The organism is Streptomyces sp. AK02-01A, assembly GCF_033795305.1.
Classification (GTDB): Bacteria; Actinomycetota; Actinomycetes; order Streptomycetales; family Streptomycetaceae; genus Streptomyces.
On the sequence record NZ_JARBAE010000038.1, the window covers coordinates 1 to 16,875 of the forward strand.

Here is a 16,875-nt window from a genome sequence, read left to right on the forward strand (position 1 = left end):
TCTGCTGCAACGTCGCCCCGATGTCCGACGTACGCGTCGTCGTCATCGACTGCACCGACACCGGCGCATCCCCACCAACCGCCACCGACCCGACCTGGATCTGGCGGCTGACCCTGCGTTCGGCGAGCTTCGTCGGAACGGACGGCATTCCGAGAGAAATTGCAGTCATCTGCTGTGCAACCCCAAGGTGTGGATCAAGGTCCCGAGATCGGCGGGCTCCAGGCCACGAGATTACGCCACCGCGTACCGCCGGAGCACATCCATGCGAAAAGTCCACACAAAGGTAAGCGGCCGGACACGAAACGTGCCCGGCCGCCGTGAAACAGACAGAATCGGTCGATCTTGATGCGAAGCGCGGTCAACCCCGGTCCGGGCCCGAAGCGGCTCCACGGGTTGTCCCGTGATCCCGCCCGCCAGGGATCATGGGACAACGCTCAGCTGATCTTGACAGGGTTGACGACGTCGGCGACCAGGACGAGCAAGGTGAAGCAGATGAAGATCCCCGCCACCACATAGGCGACCGGCATCAGCTTCGCCACATCGAACGGGCCCGGGTCGGGCCGCTTGAACAGCCGCGCCAGCTTGCGCCGCAGAGACTCCCACAGCGCGCCCGCGATATGTCCGCCGTCCAGCGGCAGCAGCGGCAGCATGTTGAAGAGGAAGAGCGAGAGATTGAAGCCCGCGACCAGGAACAGCATCGCCGCGATCACGTTCTGCGCCGGAGCGTCGAGATTCATCACCTCGCCGCCGATGCGTGCCGCGCCGACGACGCCCACCGGTGAGTCGTCCTTGCGCGGGCCGTCTCCGAAGGCCGCGCTCCACAGGTCGGGGATCTTGGAGGGCAGAGCGATGATCGATTCGACGCCGTCCCCGATCATGCTCCCCATCCGGTCCACGGACTGCGGGAAGGAGAGCGGGACGATCTCGGTGGCGGCGGCGAAGCCCAGATAACCGGCCGGTACGAACTCGCCCGGGACCGTCTGTCCGTCGGAGTCCTTCTCGGCGACCATGTTCGTGGCGAGCGTGGCGTGCAGGACGTGCTCGGTGCCGTCCCGTTCGACGGTGAGGGTGGCAGGGCCGATCGTCTTACGGATCAGGCCGGAGAGCGTGTTCCAGTCCTCGACGCGCTGTCCGTCGAAGGCGACGATCTTGTCGCCCTTCAGCAGTCCGGCTGCCTGGGCGGGCGAGACCGGGTCGCCCTTCTCGCACGTGTCCCGCTTCTCGGTCTGTGCGATGACGCACTTCTGGACACCCGCGACCTCGGTGGTCTGGGTCTCGAAGCCGAAGCTCATCGCCAGGCCGATGAAGATCACAACGGCGAGGATCAGATTCATGAATGGACCGGCGAACATCACGATCACGCGCTTCCACGGCTTGCGCGTGTAGAAGAGACGGTCTTCGTCGCCCGGCTCCAGCTCCTCGAAGGCGGCGGAGCGGGCGTCCTCGATCATGCCGCGCCACGGCGACGTCGAGCGGGCCTCGATCCGGCCGTCAGGACCCGGCGGGAACATCCCGATCATGCGGATGTAGCCACCGGCCGGGATCGCCTTGATCCCGTACTCCGTCTCGCCCTTCTTCCGTGACCAGATGGTCGGCCCGAAACCGACCATGTACTGAGGCACACGGATGCCGAACAGCTTGGCCGTCGACAGATGGCCCAGTTCGTGCCAGGCGATGGAGATGAGCAGCCCCACAGCGAACAGGACGATGCCCAGAATCGTCAACAGGATCGTCATGCGCGAGCCTCCGCCGGCCGTTCTTCGCTGAATTTCTCTGCCATGTCGCGGGCCCGGGCGCGTGCCCAGGTCTCCGCCTCAAGGACGTCCGCCACCGTGAGCGAAGTTCCCGTACGAGGCCGGCCGTGTTCCGCGACGACCTCGGTGACCGTATCCATGATGCCGTTGAACGGCAGCCGTCCCGCCAGAAACGCGTCCACGCACTCCTCGTTCGCGGCATTGAACACCGCCGGTGCCGTGCCGCCTAGTGTTCCGACATGTCTGGCGAGCGCCACGGACGGGAAGGCGTCACCGTCCAGAGGAAAGAACTCCCAGGTCGACGCCTTGGTCCAGTCGAAGGCCGGGGCGGCGTCCGGCACCCGCCGCGGCCAGCCGAGACCGACGGCGATCGGCCCGCGCATGTCCGGCGGTGTCGCCTGGGCCAGCGTCGAGCCGTCGCTGAACTCCACCATCGAGTGGACGTACGACTGGGGATGGACCACCACCTCGATGCGCTCGAAGGGGATGTCGTACAGCAGGTGCGCCTCGATCACTTCCAGGCCCTTGTTGACGAGGGTCGCGGAGTTGATCGTGATCACCGGGCCCATGGCCCAGGTGGGGTGCGCGAGGGCGTCCCGTGGTGTGACGTCCGCCAGCTCTGCCCTCGTACGGCCGCGGAAGGGGCCGCCGGAGGCCGTCACCACCAGCTTGCGCACATCGGTACGGGTACCGGCGGCGAGCGCCTGGAAGAGCGCGGCGTGCTCGGAGTCGACGGGGATGATCTGGCCGGGCCTGGCCAGAGCCTTGACCAGCGGGCCGCCGACGATCAGCGATTCCTTGTTGGCGAGGGCGAGCGTCCGGCCGGCCGTGAGCGCGGCGAGGGTGGGTGCGAGTCCGATGGAACCGGTGATGCCGTTGAGCACGGTGTGGCACTCGGAGGCCGCCAGCTCGGTGGCCGCGTCGGGCCCGGCGAGGATCTCGGGCAGCGGCTCGTCCGTCCCGTACTCCGCCCGCAGCGCCTCCCGCAGCACGGGGACGATGTCCTCGCGCGCGACCGCGACGGTACGGACCCGCAGTCGCCGCGCCTGCTCGGCGAGCAGCGCCACGCGGCCGCCCGCGGCGGAGAGAGCGGTGACACGGAAGCGGTCGGGGTTGCGCAGGACCAGGTCGATGGCCTGGGTGCCGATGGATCCGGTGGAGCCGAGGACGACGATGTCCCGGCGGCCTTCGGTCGGATCGAAGGCGATGTGCGGATCGGCGAGAGGGGCTGGGCTGTCGCTCATGCCCCCCATTCTTGCCCCATGCGCGCTCCGTGAGGACAGCGCGCCCCTGTGCGGACGCCTGTGCGGATTCCCTGGCACGCGCCTTTCCGGCCTTTCACTTCTTTGCCGCGTTTGCCGTCTTCACCACGGACCGGAACTTCTGCCACTGTGCCTGGACTATCTCGTCCGGCACTCCGCCGATGTCCTCGGTAGAACCGGCGGGGCCGTCGCGCGTCAGTCGGGCGTCAGCGGGAGGCGTCCAGGTGCTGGCGTCGGACGGTGACGAGGGCGCGCCAGCGGTACCGGGTGGGTCCTGGCCCGTCGAGCCACTGGGCGGGGGAGGGGGCGGGACCTCAGTCGGAGGGAATCCCTGGGTGACACAGAAGCGCTCCCACACCCGCCACGACTTGTCGTAGGTGCGGTGGTTTCTTCGGGGTGACGTCGGCAGCGACCGCGTCGGCCGGGTCCTCGGCCTCGGCCAGGCGCCGGGCGGCGTCGATGCCGTGGCGTTCGACCCACCGCACGACGAGCGCCTGGCGGGCGGCGGCTGCCTGACTCCAGCGTTGCCGGGGCGCTCTTCGGCGCGGCGGCCGCCGCCTCGACCGTGACCGTCACTTCGCCACTCCTTCGTCTGGTATCCGTGGTTGTCAGCCACCGGCCGACCGCCTCCAGCGCTCGGTGCCGGGCTGAACGCTGGCTGGAAGTCCGTAGAAGTCTCGCTCCTCGGTAGTCGCTTCCGGCGGAGGATTTGCACGCCGAGCGGTCACGTTTCCGGAGACGCATTCCTGTCGAAAGTTTAGGAGGGCTGTACGAGCATGACACCATCCGCGTTGAAAGTCCGGGCCGACAGACGAGAAGGTGCAGTGCGAAATTCCGCGCACTGCACCTTCTCGTCTGATACACGAAGGCACGTCTGGGGCAGCGGTTTCACTGGCCCGGAGCATGAATTTATGTGGGTTGGAGCGACCTGCGGTTCTGCCTAATCTTCTGTCCAAATTTCGCCGGTGTAGTGACCTTTCATCCATTGCACCTGCGTCGGCCGGAAACCGGTTCCTTCGCGGAAGTATTCTTCTACCACCGAACGAATTCTGGGAAGCGGCAGCACGCTGGTGCGATCAAAGAAGGTCGGGCACCCCGGCTCGGAGACTACTTCGGGATCGAAATCCGGCGGAGATGAACTCAGGGACACCCAGGCGCTGTAGGCGAGATCATGGCCGAATTCTGCAGATATCTGGCGAGCAAGCGATCCGTCGCAATACCAGATCAACCCTCCATATCCTGACGCATCGTCAATACCGATTGACAAGACGTTGTCCGGCGCCACGTTCTGGGATTCGTCGAACGCCACGTCAGCAACGATCTGAAAATCCGCAACTGCATCGAGCCTGTCACGTACAGCGAAGAATGCGTCGAGATATGCACACACTTCGCTCTCATTTTTCAGATATATCGGCTTTTGCCCCAGAACCTTAAGAGCCATTAGGTCCTCATTCCTCGCAAAACTTTCTTCCCACCGGGGAAGTATACAGTCAGCGTGGAACCGACAGGGAGTATGACTGCGACTGCGTCGATGCAGTTCTGTGCCTTATCGCATACTCCTGCGTTGTTGTTGATGACGACGGTGGCATTCTTTATGCCTTTCTGGTCCATCCAGACCGCGTACTTCGTCTCCACGTGAGAAGAGGCTTTATATTTGGCGTTCTTGCTTGCCGGAAACCCCTTCTTACCGAAAAGTCGCCTCTGCGCTTCCGCCCACAGCGGATCATCGTACGAGTTATTTTCGCCATCGTACCATTTCTCACCGCTCTTCATCTCTTCAATCCCTGGCGGAAGTTCAGGAATTGGGTCACCGTTCTCGTCAAGCAATCTTCCAGTGGTTCTTTTATCCGTCGGCGTTCGCTCAGGAAGTTCATCAAGGACCCTCTTCACCTTGTCCCGGAACTTCTGACATTCTTGTTCCGGAAGCCCCCTGGAAAGATTTGAAGTGGCTGCACCGACAAGGCAGGTGACTGTGCGCCTAGCCGCCCGAGAGGATTCGAGGGCCTTGACTCCCTCGTCTACCTTGGTGAGGAGCTTGAGTTTCCCCGCCGGTATAAGGCTGAGAGCTGCGAAAGCGCAGTCCTTGGTTGCCGGCTCTTCTATGCATCTTTCAATGTCAGCGAGACCAGATATTTCCCATACCACGGCGTGTGCGGTGGTACCAGGTTGCGCGGCATCGTAGATCCATCGGAAGATGGGAAGTTGGCAGGGTGCAGGAAAGAAGCGTCCTGGAACACGCTGAGGCTTTCGGGGCCCTTCTTGTTTCTTGCGTTCCTCTTCAGCCCGTCGGGTCGCTTCTTTCAGCTCTGCTTCGGCAAGGTCGTGCACCCTCTGCCAGGCGGCGGCGTCAGCGTCTGCCTCGTCGCTACTTTTTCCTGCGGCAAGAGCAGATGTGTGGGCTTCATCCTTTTCCCTGTCTGCCCTTTTTGCTGATTCGCGGGCGTAGGCGGCAGAGAATTCTGCGTTGGCCGCAGAGTTTTCAGCGGCTTCGGCATCTGCGTCAGCCCTACTGGCTGCGGCTCGTGCGGTAACAGCGGACGCTGCTGCTTGGGCAGCACTGTCTTCTGCTGCGTCGGCCGAGGAATCAGCGGCAGACGCGTGCTCTACCGCCTGTTGCGCAGAGGTCTGCGCCTTGCCAGCGGCTTCAGCCGCCGCAGCGGCCGCGTTGATGGCCTTGGCAGCAGCTTCGGCAGCACGCCAGGCGTCCTCATTGGCCTTCGCCGCAATCATCGATCCTTCGGCCAACAGGCCTTGAACATGATGAGTGTGGGTGGTGGCTAGGTCGTCCTTGCGTTGCGCCATGTATTGGCCGACGGTGACGAACTCATGTACAAGCTCTGCGGGGCCGGCCAGTGCAATTGTGGCAGCTGCTTTGAGCTCCGGGCTTCCGTTAGTGGCGAGTTGGGCGGTGAGAATCCGTTCGTCGAGAAGCTGCTGACCGTACTGCCCAACTTGAAGAAATGTGGCGAGTGCTTTGGGCGTGCCTTCTTTGAGAGCTGCTGTTGCGGCTTCTTTGACGTAAGTGCCGCCCACCGTGGTGAGGCGGGCTACTTCCACCCGCATCTCGGTGTGTCCGGCTTCGTACTGGCCCGTGGTGAAGAAGGTTTCGATCTGTTCCGGAGTGCCGGTGAGAACCTCGGCAGCGGCGGTGCGGACGGATGCGAACAGGCTTTGAGTGCTGAGGCTGACGACTTGCTGGCGGATGTCGTTCTGTTCGGCCTCCTTCCACCGGGTTCGCAGGTAGTCCAAAACTGTTCTGGACGACACGGCGATGGCCGCGGCGGGGCAGGGCAACGTCCTCGCGTCCCGGCTGATCCACCGGGCGCACGCCGAGCCGGGCTGGTTCCTCTACGTTCCGGCGTGCGCGCTCGTCGAAGCGGACCGGGCCCGTGCCGGCACGGCCGAGCACCTGGCTTCCCTGCCCGGCATCACGGTCCTGGAGCTGGACCTCGCCGCGGCGTTGGCCGTCGCCCGGCAGGAGACGTGGGCGGCCGCCCACAGCTGGTACGCGGCGCAGCCGACGCCGGACCGGCCGGACGGGGCGATCATCGCGACGACGGCACCGGACCGGTGGGTTGGTGAGCCGGTCCGGGTCCTGGACCTCACGTCCTGACCCTGCTGTACGACGAGTGCGATGGCCCCGCCGGAAAAGCGGTACGCCGCGGCCTCGTCTCCCAGGTCCGGCGCCTCGGCGGGCTCCACTCTGAGGTATTTGGCCCGTGCCAGCGCGCGGTTCTCGGTGAATCCGCCCATGCACTCGCGGCCCGCCTTGTCCAGCGCCTCCATGACACCGGTCGCGTCCTGGGCCTCGTACGAACGGAGCTGTACGGCGACGGTGACGCCGAGCGTCTCGCCGGGCACATCGGCCTTGCGGTGGACCTCCGCGACGGGGTCGAACGCGGTGGCGCCGCCGGTGAGGCTGACCAGCGGCTGGCAGACGGCCGGCTCGGCGGTGTAGTCCTCTCCGAGAGGCGCGCCGAGGGTGTACTCGGACGCGGTGTACTCGCCGAGCCTCTCGCCGTCGGTGAAGGAAGCGGCGGTGAGCCGGCCCTCGGTCAGCGGCGCGGGCCCGGACGGCGTGGCGGCGTTCTTTCCGTCCCGGCCGTCCTTTCCGTTCTCGTCGGTGTCCTCCGCGCCACCGCCGCACGCGGCGGCGAGAAGGACGAATCCGACCGCGACACCCGCCGGCCCGCGCCGTGCCCGCTTGCTTCCGGACCCGAACATCGCTGCCCTCAAAGTGAGTTGACTGTTCCAGAGGCTCGATTGTGCGGCACGGGGACGGCCTGCGGGACCGCGGCGGCGTGAGAAGGCCGGCGGTGTCCGTGCGGACACCGCCGGCCTCCTTCCCGGACGGTCAGCGGATCGGGCGGTGGACGTTGTCCCGTTCGGAGGGGCCCGGTGTCGCGTCCGCGATCCAGGGGCCTTCGCCGCTCGGGTCCACGATGCCGTCCTCCAGCCAGGTGTAGGTGCCGGACATGACGCCGTGCACGACCTTGCGGTCCAGGTCGTCGGTGTTGGACCACAACCGGGTGAAGAGCTCCTCGACCCGGATGCGGGCCTGCCGGCAGAAGGCGTCGGCCAGTTGATACGCCTCGCGCCCGTGGTCCCCGTTCGTACGCAGCAGTTCGGCCCGTACGCAGGCCGCGCTCATCGCGAACAGCTCGGCGCCGATGTCGACGATCCGGCCGAGGAAGCCCTGCTTGGTCTCCATCCGGCCCTGCCAGCGCGACATGGCGTAGAAGGTGGAGCGGGCCAGCTTGCGCGCGCTCCGTTCGACGTAACGCAGATGCGATGACAGGTCCAGATGGCCTGTCGGATGGAACTCCGCGTACGAGCGCGGCAGTTGGCCCGGGCCCGCGACGAGCTGCGGCAGCCAGCGCGCGTAGAACCTGCCCGCCTGCGCACCGGCTTTCGCCTTGTCGGACAGCGACTTGTCCGGATCGATGATGTCGCCGGCCACCGAGAGATGGGCGTCGACGGCCTCGCGTGCGATCAGCAGATGCATGATCTCCGTCGAGCCCTCGAAGATCCGGTTGATCCGCATGTCGCGGAGCATCTGCTCGGCGGGTACGGCGCGTTCACCGCGGGCGGCCAGGGAATCCGCCGTCTCGAAGCCGCGGCCGCCACGGATCTGGACCAGTTCGTCGGCCATCCGCCAGCCCATCTCGGAGCCGTACAGCTTGGCCAGGGCCGCCTCGATACGGATGTCGTTGCGGTCCTCGTCGGCCATCTGGGAGGACAGGTCGACGACCGCCTCCAGCGCGAAGGTGGTCGCGGCGATGAAGGAGATCTTCTCGCCGACGGCCTCGTGCCGGGCGACGGGCTTGCCCCACTGCTCGCGGGCGGCCGACCACTCGCGGGCGGTCTTCAGACACCACTTGCCCGCGCCCACGCACATCGCGGGCAGCGAGAGCCGGCCGGTGTTGAGCGTGGTGAGGGCGATCTTGAGGCCGGCGCCTTCGGGGCCGATACGGTTCGCCGCGGGGACCCGGACCTGGTGGAAGCGGGTCACGCCGTTCTCCAGGCCGCGCAGGCCCATGAAGGCGTTGCGGTTCTCGACCGTGATGCCCGGCGAGCCCGCCTCGACGACGAACGCCGTGATACCGCCCGGGTGCCCCTCGGACACGGGCACCCGGGCCATCACCACCAGCAGATCGGCGACGACGCCGTTGGTCGTCCACAGCTTCACGCCGTCGAGGATGTACGAGTCGCCGTCGGGGACGGCCGCCGTCGCGAGCCGGGCGGGATCGGAGCCCACGTCCGGCTCGGTGAGCAGGAAGGCCGAGATGTCGCTACGGGCCAGGCGTGGCAGAAAGGTGTCCTTCTGCTCCTGGGTGCCGAAGATTTTGAGCGGCTGCGGTACGCCGATCGACTGATGGGCGGAGAGGAGCGCGCCGACCGCGGGACTCGCGGTGCCGACCAGCGCCAGGGCCTTGTTGTAGTACACCTGGGTGAGGCCGAGGCCGCCGTACTTGGTGTCGATCTTCATACCGAGCGCGCCCAGTTCCTTGAGGCCGTTGATCACCTCGTCGGGGATCCGGGCCTCGCGGTCGATCAGCGCGCCGTCGATCTTCGTCTCGCAGAAGGCGCGGAGCTTTGCCAGGAACGCCTCGCCGCGCTTGACGTCGTCGGACGCGGGCAGCGGGTGCGGATGGATGAGGTCGAGGCGGAATCGGCCGAGGAACATCTCCTTGGCAAAGCTCGGCTTGCGCCAGCCCTGCTCACGGGCGGCCTCGGCGACCTGCCGTGCTTCCCGCTCGGAGACTTTGGGCTCTGATGGCTTGCCCTGCGGTTCCTTCGGTGCGGATGCTTCGGACGGAGCGGATGGGGCGGACATGAGGAACTCACCTCGCCGCGGGAGTCGGGTCGAATGATGGTTTTACCGGCCGGTTCTACTCGTCCGTATTTACCCGATTACCGGCACTCGCACCAGTGGTGGGTCGACCAATCGATTTCACCGCCGCCCGCGCCTCGCGCACGACCGGGAACGGCCGGAGCCCGCTGTGCGGACTCCGGCCGTTCCCGGTGACGCGGGGCCTACAGGGCGAGGCCGGTGAGCACCATGACGCGTTCGTAGGTGTAGTCGTCCATGGCGAAGCGCACGCCCTCGCGGCCGGTGCCGGACTGCTTGACGCCGCCGTACGGCATCTGGTCGGCGCGGTACGACGGGACGTCACCGATGATCACTCCGCCGACCTCCAGCGCCCGGTGGGCACGGAACGCGGCCTGCAGGTCATGCGTGAACACACCCGCCTGGAGGCCGTACTTGGAGTCGTTGACCGCGGCGAACGCCTCGGCCTCGCTCTCCGTCCGGCGGAGCGTCAGGACCGGCCCGAAGACCTCCTCGCAGGAGATCGTGGCGTCCTCGGGGACCTCGGCGAGCACGGTGGGCGCGTAGGTCGCGCCGTCCCGCTTGCCGCCGGTGAGGAGCCGCGCGCCGGCCCGTACGGCCTCGTCCACCCAGGACTCCACCCGCTTGGCCGCGTCCTCGCTGACCAGCGGACCCACATCGGTCTTGTCGTCGCCCGGGTCGCCGGTGACCTGCGCCTCGACGGCGGCGACGATCTTGGGCACCAGGCGTTCGTACACCGAGGCGTCCGCGATCACCCGCTGGACGGAGATACAGGACTGGCCGCCCTGGTAGTTCGAGAACGTGGCGATCCGGGTCGCCGCCCAGTCCAGGTCCTGCTCGCTCGCGTAGTCGGGCAGGACGACGGCCGCGCCGTTGCCGCCGAGTTCGAGCGTGCAGCGCTTGCGCGGGACGGAGTCCATGATCGCGAAGCCGACCTTGTCCGAACCGGTGAAGGAGATCACCGGCAGCCGCTCGTCCTGGACGAGCGCGGGCATCCGGTCGTTCGGCACGGGCAGGACGGACCACGCGCCGGCCGGCAGCTCGGTCTCGGCGAGCAGCTCACCGATGAGCAGGCCGGAGAGCGGGGTCGCGGGCGCGGGCTTGAGGATGATCGGAGCGCCGGCCGCGATGGCCGGAGCGATCTTGTGGGCACAGAGGTTGAGCGGGAAGTTGAAGGGCGCGATACCGAGGACGACGCCACGAGGGAAGCGACGGGTCAGCGCGAGGCGGCCGGCGCCGCCTGCGTCGGTGTCGAGGCGCTGCGCCTCGCCGCCGTTGAAACCGCGCGCCTCCTCCGCGGCGAAGCGGAAGACGGAGACAGCGCGGCCGACTTCGCCGCGGGCCCACTTGAGAGGCTTGCCGTTCTCGGCGGAGATCAGCCGGGCGATCTCCTCGGTGCGCTCCACCAGCCTGCGCGACACGTGGTCGAGAGCGGCGGCGCGCACATGCGCGGGCGTCGCGGCGAACTCGTCCAGCACGGCGTGCGCGGCCGCGACGGCCTCCTCGACCTGTTCCTCGGTCGGCACGGCGACGGTGCCGACGAGCCGGCCGTCCCAGGGTGAGGTGACATCGAAGGTGTCCTCGCCGGTCGCCCGGCGGCCGGCGAGCCAGAAGGCGTGGGTGGAAGTCATAACGAGTCCCGGCCCTTCCGAGTAGTCGTGGTGTCTGCGTCCACGGTAGGGGCCCGGAGGCGGCGGGTCGTTTGTCCGGGATGGAGTGATGAGGCGGCAAGGACGCGACGCTTTGTCGGATGCGCGCTTCCCGGACCCCGCACCGAGAGGTGCCGGGAGCGGCCCGGCCGGCGCGACCGGGCTACCGCGACGCCGTCGGACCCAGCCCGCCCGGCGGCGTCGGCGGCGTGGTGGTCTTCAGGGCCAGCCACAGCTCCATACGGACATCCGGATCGTCCAGCGAGCGGCCCAGGATCTCCTCCACCCGCCGCATGCGGTAGCGCAAGGTGTGGCGGTGGACGCCGAGGTCCGCCGCCGCCGCGTCCCACTGGCCGTGCCGGGAGAGCCATGCCCGCAGCGAGGCCACCAGATCTCCACGGCCCTTCGCGTCGTGTTCGTACAGCGCCCGCAGCATGCCGTCCGCGAACGCCCGTACCGCGTCGTCCGCGAGCAGCGGAAGGATCGAGCCCGCCGCCAGTTCCTCGTGCTCGACCAGCGCCCGGCCCCGCCGCCGCGCCACCGACAGCGCCTGTTCGGCCTGTTTGTACGCGCCGGCCGCCGCGATCGGGCCGCTCGGCGCGGAGAGGCCGATGACCACGCCCGCCTCCTCCGCCTCCCGCGCCGCGTAGCCTGCGCCGGCCCTGACGACCGCTCCGCCGTCCGCCGCCAGCACCGCGAGGCGCTCCTCGCCGTCCGGGACCACCAGCACCGCCTCGCCCGCCCGCGCCGCCGCCGACTCCACCGCCTCGGCCAGCATCCGCAACGGACGGTTCGCCGCGGCGTCCGTCCCGCCCCGGGCGGACGCGGAGCCCGGCGCGGACGCTCCCGAGGACGCTCCGACCGCGGAATTCCCAGCCGTGGACGACCCGGACGCCGACTCCGCCGACTCGGCGATCAGCAGCCGGAACGGAGCGTCCAGCAGGCTCCCGTACAGCTCACCGGCGACCGACCGCGCGTGGTCCGGCTGACCGGACAGCAGCATCCGCAGCACCGCCGCGCCCAGTCGCTGCTCCGCCGTCTGCAGCGCACGTGAGCGCTCCGTCGTCAGCGTCAGCAGCGCGATCGCCGAGTGGACCGCGTAGCGCTCCGCCGTGCCCAGCGCGGCTTCCGTGCCCACCGCCAGCGCGCCGCGCACCCGGCGTCCGGTGCCGAGGGACTGGAGCTCCACCCGGTCGTCCGCGTCTCCGACCACCGCGCTGGCGGGCGCGGGCCGCTCACGCAGCCGCTCCACGTCGGCGGTCAGCCGGGCCGCCCGCCGCGCGGCCCACTCGGGCGCGGCGGCGACGACGGCGCCGGTGGTGTCGTAGAGCGCCGCCCAGCCGTCGACATATCCGGCGAGCCGGGCCAGCAGCGCCGTGGGTCCCTCGGCGAGCGCGGCCCTGGTCAGCTCACGCTGGGCCTCGAACCCGGCGGTCACCGCGCGGTACTGATCGGCCGCGATCGCCGCCGACACGGCCTTGCTGATGGCGAGGAACGGCGTGCGCCGAGGCACTTCCAGCAGCGGCAGCCCCGCCGTCCGCGCCGCCTCGACCAGCGCCTCGGGAATGTCCTCGTAGTGCACTCCGACGGCGAAGCCGAGCCCGGCGACCCCGGCGTCCACCAGTCGCCGTACATAGCGCCGCATCGCCTCCGGACTCTCGGCGTCCAGGGTCGTGGCGGTGACCAGGAGCAGCTCGCCGCCTTCCATGTACGGGACGGGGTCGGCGAGCTCGCTGGCGTGTGCCCAGCGCACCGGCGTCCCGAGCCGGTCCTCGCCCGCCCGAACGGTGAGATTCAGTGCCGAGTGCTGGATGAGCGAGGCGAGAGTGGGCGGCATGGTGGACCGTAGGTCCTTCGGCAGAGGGCGGGCAGGACAGCGCGGAAGATGTGGCGGAGCGGACACGGCGCCGCACACACCACCGGCACCATGGACGCCGTCGCGGACGACTACGCCGTCCCGTATGAACGGCGTACCCCGATTCTGCCAGCTTGTACGACCGGCCGAACAGGTGAGCCCGGCCGCGCGCCGCCGCGCGGCGCCGTCAGTTGCGCAGATCCACCAGCAGCGGTGGCGCGTACTCGCCACGCACCGTCCGCAGGGACAGCACTGCGTGCCCCGCAGGCACCGAATGCGCCAGCTCCGAGGCCGACCAGCGCTCCCGCTCGACCTTGCGTACGGTCACCGCGTCCGTCGTCACGGCCTTGCCGGTGACGAGCTTCCGGAACGCGTGGATGGCCCGGGTCAGCGGCTGGTCGGCGAAGACCGTGCGCTGGGTGACGTCCCGGGTCTCGACCCACTCCGTGCCCCATGCCTCCGCGAAGCGCTTGCCGTCCCAAGTGGTGATCCCGGAGAAGGCCATCCGGCAGCCGACGGCGCCGAGCAGCGCGGTGTGCAGCGCCTCCGGCACATCGTCGAGCGTACGGAGGGTGAGCACCGCGCCCGCGTTCGCCGACCGCAGCCGCTGCACGCCGCGCAGCGTCTCGGCGGTCAGGGTGCGGGTCGCGTCGTCCAGGACGAGACAGGCGAAGAGCGAGCGGTCGGACCGCGCCGAGGCGTTCGCCGTGAACTGGGCGAGGACGAGCCGTGCCAGCATCCGCGAGGCCTCGCCGTGGCCGCGTTCTGGCAGGTCGATCCGGACCCGCAGCGGGTGCTCCAGAGTGCGCAGCGAGAACGGCCGGGTCCTGCCGCTGGTGTCGAAGAAGCTCGCGAAGGCCGGCCGGTCCAGCAGCGCGACCCGGTCGGCGAGCGCGCGGCCCGGATCGCCGGAAGCGCCGGACTGCCGCTCCCGTGCGTCGAGTTCACGCCGCATGGCGTGGTGCCCGGCGGAATCGAGCGCCTCCCTCAGCGCGGCCAGCGCGGCGGGCTCGCCGTCCAGCAGCTCGCGCAGCTCCGGCACGCCGGGCAGCCGCCCGTGCGCGGCGCGGAACGGCCCGAGGAGCTGGGCCAGCGCCGTGGTGGCCCGCCTGCTGTCGGTGTCGGTGAGATCGCCGACGAGGCCCTCGGCGAGTACGGCGGCGGCCTCGTCGGGGTCGTTCGTGCCTCCGTACAGATCGAGGTCGTACACGGAGCCCGGGTCGCCGATTCTGATCACGACGTCATAGGCGTCGTCGGGGCCGAGCTGGGTGCCGCCGGCGCAGACGGCGATCACAGCGGCCTGTCCGGCGAGCGCCTGGAGCGAGAGCGACTCGACGACCGGCCGTACGAGGGCGTGGGTCTTGCCGGCGCCCGGCGGTCCCACGGCCAGCAGTGAGGTTCCCAGCAGCACCGGATCGAGCGCGAGACCGGTCCCGCGCCTGGGATACGGATTGCGCTCTCCGTCCTGCACCGTGCCGAGCCGGACCTGGCGTCCGAGCAGGTCGTGCCGGGCCGCGCGGACGGGCAGGTCGCGCTTGCCCGAGGGATGCACGCAGGCCGCCGCGCCTCCGGCGCGTACCGCCTCGGTGAACGCCGTCAGCCGGGAGGGATCGGCCCGTACGGAGTGCCAGGCGCGACGGATCCGGGCGTAGTCGACGTCGTTCATCCGCTCGGCCCGTACCTCGGACGCGAGCCGCGCCGCGATCTCGCCGTGTCCCGCCGCTCTCAGCTCGGGCCATTCGGCGAGATCGTCCTCGGGCCCCGGAGGCGGCGCAGCGGTCTCCTTCGCCGCGCCGGTCGCGCGGCCCAGCGCGCGCCGGGCCAGCTCGGCCCAGCGGCCCAGCCGCCCGAAGACGACCAGGAATCCGGCGACGACCAGCGCGTAGTACACATACGCCGCGACGACGGAGGCCATCGTCCCGCGCCAGGAATCCGGAGTGAACACGAAGAGCGGCCAGAGCCAGAAGCCGCCGAGGTAGCCGTTCCACACCAGTGACCAGAGGAGCAGGCCCGCGAGGAGCGAGATCAGCGCTCCGCTGACGAGCTGCCGCGTCGGCGTGCGCTCCGGCTCTTCCGGCGGCCTCGGCCGGTGCCCGTACGCCCAGGTCCCCGGCGCGTCCGCGACCCTGGGCACACGCAGCCAGTCGCGCAGGGTCGGACCGGTGGACGGCGCGTGCTCGGGAGCGGGCGGCAGTCCGCCCGCTCCGGCGGGCCACTCCCGGGACGCGGCGGAGGCGTGCGACGGAGCCTCGAACGGCGCCGCGGACGGCATCGGTGGTGGCGGTCCCGCCGGACGCGGTACGGGATTGGCGCGCGTGCCCCGTGAGTCGTGCGTGCCGTCGGTGTCCATGAACCCCTGCCCCCTGACCATCCAGGTCCGCCCTGTGCAGCCGCTCTGTGCTCACGTCAATGTAGTGCCAGGGCACCGGCTTTGACGGCCAGGACGTGTCGGGAAAGCGGCGCCGGGCGGCCCGGACCGCGCGACACGCCGCGCTTCGGCGCCGCGCGGGCCGGACGCCGCCCGCCGACAGGGCCGGACGGCCCACTATGTCCGCCGCGGACAACGACACGCCCTCATCACTACCGAACGGCGCATGCCCGCTCCCCGTCACCACCCCTAGCCTGCGGAGAAAGACCCGGAAACACCCCCAGGAGCCCCTCATGACCGCTATCCCGCAGGAGCGCCGCATCGTCACCGCCATCCCCGGCCCCAAGTCGCAGGAGTTGCAGGCCCGCCGCAGCGCCGCGGTCGCCGGTGGTGTGGGGTCCGTGATGCCTGTCTTCGCCGCCCGCGCCGGCGGCGGCGTCGTGGAGGACGTGGACGGCAACCGGCTGATCGACTTCGGTTCCGGAATCGCCGTGACCTCGGTCGGTTCGAGCGCCGAGGCCGTCGTACGCCGCGCCTCCGCCCAGCTCGCCGACTTCACTCACACCTGTTTCATGGTCACGCCGTACGAGGGGTACGTCGAGGTCTGTGAGCGGCTCGCCGAGCTGACGCCCGGCGACCACGCCAAGAAGTCCGCGCTGTTCAACTCGGGCGCCGAGGCCGTCGAGAACGCCGTGAAGATCGCGCGTTCCTACACCAAGCGCCAGGCGGTCGTGGTGTTCGATCACGGCTACCACGGCCGTACGAACCTCACCATGGCCCTGACCTCGAAGAACATGCCGTACAAGAACGGCTTCGGACCGTTCGCACCGGAGATCTACCGAGTGCCGGTCGCCTACGGCTACCGCTGGCCGACCGGCCCCGAGAACTGTGGCCCCGAGGCGTCCGCCCAGGTCATCGACCAGATCAGCAAGCAGATCGGTGCCGAGAACGTCGCCGCGATCATCATCGAGCCGGTCCTCGGCGAGGGCGGCTTCATCGAGCCGGCCAAGGGCTTCCTGCCGGCGCTCGCGAAGTTCGCCAAGGACAACGGGATCGTGTTCGTCGCCGACGAGATCCAGTCCGGCTTCTGCCGCACCGGCCAGTGGTTCGCCTGCGAGGACGAGGGTGTCGTCCCGGATCTGATCACCACGGCGAAGGGCATCGCGGGCGGGCTGCCGCTGGCCGCCGTCACCGGCCGCGCCGAGATCATGGACGCCGCGCACTCGGGCGGACTCGGCGGTACGTACGGCGGCAACCCGGTGGCCTGCGCCGCCGCGCTCGGCGCCATCGAGACGATGCGGGAGCTGGATCTCGTCTCGAAGGCCAGGCGCATCGAGGAGGTCATGAAGGGCCGGCTCGCCGCGATGCGGGAGAAGTACGACATCGTCGGCGACGTCCGCGGCCGTGGCGCGATGATCGCGATCGAGCTGGTGAAGGACCGGGACACCAAGGAGCCGGCCCCGGAGGCCACCGCCGCGCTCGCCAAGGCCTGCCACGCGGAGGGTCTGCTGGTCCTGACCTGTGGCACCTACGGCAATGTGCTGCGCTTCCTGCCGCCGCTGGTGATCGGCGAGGACCTGCTGAACGAGGGCCTGGACATCCTGGAGCAGGCGTTCGCCGCCATCTGAGTGGCCT

Annotated in this window: 12 protein-coding genes; 3 read left to right on the forward strand and 9 right to left on the reverse strand. The window is 69.2% G+C overall.

The annotated features are described in order from the left end of the window. The 5 genes from PV679_RS27675 to PV679_RS27695 form a co-directional block, all read right to left on the reverse strand. Positions 1 to 169: flavodoxin-dependent (E)-4-hydroxy-3-methylbut-2-enyl-diphosphate synthase (locus PV679_RS27675; RefSeq protein ID WP_319683219.1), on the reverse strand; the 169-nt coding region annotated here is incomplete at its 3' end. Positions 170 to 434: 265 nt separating this feature from the next. After that, on the reverse strand, positions 435 to 1,736 hold the full coding sequence (locus tag PV679_RS27680; protein WP_319683143.1) for a site-2 protease family protein: 1,302 nt from the start codon (positions 1,734 to 1,736) through the stop codon (positions 435 to 437). After that, positions 1,733 to 3,007: a 1-deoxy-D-xylulose-5-phosphate reductoisomerase gene (gene dxr, locus PV679_RS27685; RefSeq protein WP_319683145.1), complete on the reverse strand. Its 1,275-nt coding sequence runs from the start codon at positions 3,005 to 3,007 to the stop codon at positions 1,733 to 1,735. The genes PV679_RS27680 and dxr overlap by 4 nt, the downstream gene beginning before the upstream one ends. A gap of 949 nt (positions 3,008 to 3,956) precedes the next feature. Continuing rightward, entirely contained in the window at positions 3,957 to 4,457 is a 501-nt protein-coding gene (locus tag PV679_RS27690) for an Imm1 family immunity protein (RefSeq protein WP_319683146.1), read from the reverse strand. Beyond that, complete coding sequence (locus PV679_RS27695; protein WP_319683147.1) at positions 4,457 to 6,265, reverse strand: DddA-like double-stranded DNA deaminase toxin; 1,809 nt, start codon at positions 6,263 to 6,265, stop codon at positions 4,457 to 4,459. The genes PV679_RS27690 and PV679_RS27695 overlap by 1 nt, the downstream gene beginning before the upstream one ends. 22 nt (positions 6,266 to 6,287) lie before the next feature. On the opposite strand from PV679_RS27695, the gene PV679_RS27700 reads away from it, so the two are divergent. Then, the gene (locus PV679_RS27700; RefSeq protein ID WP_319683148.1) at positions 6,288 to 6,629 is read left to right on the forward strand and encodes a hypothetical protein; all 342 of its coding nucleotides are present in this window, start codon (positions 6,288 to 6,290) and stop codon (positions 6,627 to 6,629) included. Positions 6,630 to 6,650: 21 nt separating this feature from the next. Next, positions 6,651 to 6,974: a hypothetical protein gene (locus PV679_RS27705; RefSeq protein WP_319683149.1), complete on the forward strand. Its 324-nt coding sequence runs from the start codon at positions 6,651 to 6,653 to the stop codon at positions 6,972 to 6,974. Between the two features lie 396 nt (positions 6,975 to 7,370). Here PV679_RS27705 and PV679_RS27710 read toward each other — a convergent pair whose 3' ends face one another. The 4 genes from PV679_RS27710 to PV679_RS27725 all read right to left on the reverse strand — a co-directional run bounded on the left by PV679_RS27710 (position 7,371) and on the right by PV679_RS27725 (position 15,222). Beyond that, on the reverse strand, positions 7,371 to 9,353 hold the full coding sequence (locus tag PV679_RS27710; RefSeq protein ID WP_319683150.1) for an acyl-CoA dehydrogenase family protein: 1,983 nt from the start codon (positions 9,351 to 9,353) through the stop codon (positions 7,371 to 7,373). A gap of 200 nt (positions 9,354 to 9,553) precedes the next feature. After that, on the reverse strand, positions 9,554 to 10,999 hold the full coding sequence (locus PV679_RS27715) for an aldehyde dehydrogenase family protein (protein WP_319683151.1): 1,446 nt from the start codon (positions 10,997 to 10,999) through the stop codon (positions 9,554 to 9,556). Positions 11,000 to 11,180: 181 nt separating this feature from the next. After that, entirely contained in the window at positions 11,181 to 12,854 is a 1,674-nt protein-coding gene (locus PV679_RS27720) for a PucR family transcriptional regulator (protein WP_319683152.1), read from the reverse strand. A gap of 205 nt (positions 12,855 to 13,059) precedes the next feature. Further along, positions 13,060 to 15,222: an ATP-binding protein gene (locus PV679_RS27725; protein WP_319683153.1), complete on the reverse strand. Its 2,163-nt coding sequence runs from the start codon at positions 15,220 to 15,222 to the stop codon at positions 13,060 to 13,062. Positions 15,223 to 15,533: 311 nt separating this feature from the next. Between PV679_RS27725 and gabT the strand changes: the two genes are divergently transcribed. Further along, the gene (gabT, locus tag PV679_RS27730) at positions 15,534 to 16,868 is read left to right on the forward strand and encodes a 4-aminobutyrate--2-oxoglutarate transaminase (protein WP_319683154.1); all 1,335 of its coding nucleotides are present in this window, start codon (positions 15,534 to 15,536) and stop codon (positions 16,866 to 16,868) included. Positions 16,869 to 16,875 lie beyond the last annotated feature (7 nt).

What these genes read in the sequence shown, in the direction of transcription:
- PV679_RS27680 (WP_319683143.1), bottom strand. Translation starts at nt 1,736, where the DNA reads ATGACGATCCTGTTGACGATTCTGGGCATCGTCCTGTTCGCTGTGGGG.
- dxr (WP_319683145.1), bottom strand. Translation starts at nt 3,007, where the DNA reads ATGGGGGGCATGAGCGACAGCCCAGCCCCTCTCGCCGATCCGCACATC.
- PV679_RS27690 (WP_319683146.1), bottom strand. Translation starts at nt 4,457, where the DNA reads ATGGCTCTTAAGGTTCTGGGGCAAAAGCCGATATATCTGAAAAATGAG.
- PV679_RS27700 (WP_319683148.1), top strand. Translation starts at nt 6,288, where the DNA reads ATGGCCGCGGCGGGGCAGGGCAACGTCCTCGCGTCCCGGCTGATCCAC.
- PV679_RS27705 (WP_319683149.1), top strand. Translation starts at nt 6,651, where the DNA reads ATGGCCCCGCCGGAAAAGCGGTACGCCGCGGCCTCGTCTCCCAGGTCC.
- PV679_RS27710 (WP_319683150.1), bottom strand. Translation starts at nt 9,353, where the DNA reads ATGTCCGCCCCATCCGCTCCGTCCGAAGCATCCGCACCGAAGGAACCG.
- PV679_RS27715 (WP_319683151.1), bottom strand. Translation starts at nt 10,999, where the DNA reads ATGACTTCCACCCACGCCTTCTGGCTCGCCGGCCGCCGGGCGACCGGC.
- PV679_RS27720 (WP_319683152.1), bottom strand. Translation starts at nt 12,854, where the DNA reads ATGCCGCCCACTCTCGCCTCGCTCATCCAGCACTCGGCACTGAATCTC.
- PV679_RS27725 (WP_319683153.1), bottom strand. Translation starts at nt 15,222, where the DNA reads ATGGACACCGACGGCACGCACGACTCACGGGGCACGCGCGCCAATCCC.
- gabT (WP_319683154.1), top strand. Translation starts at nt 15,534, where the DNA reads ATGACCGCTATCCCGCAGGAGCGCCGCATCGTCACCGCCATCCCCGGC.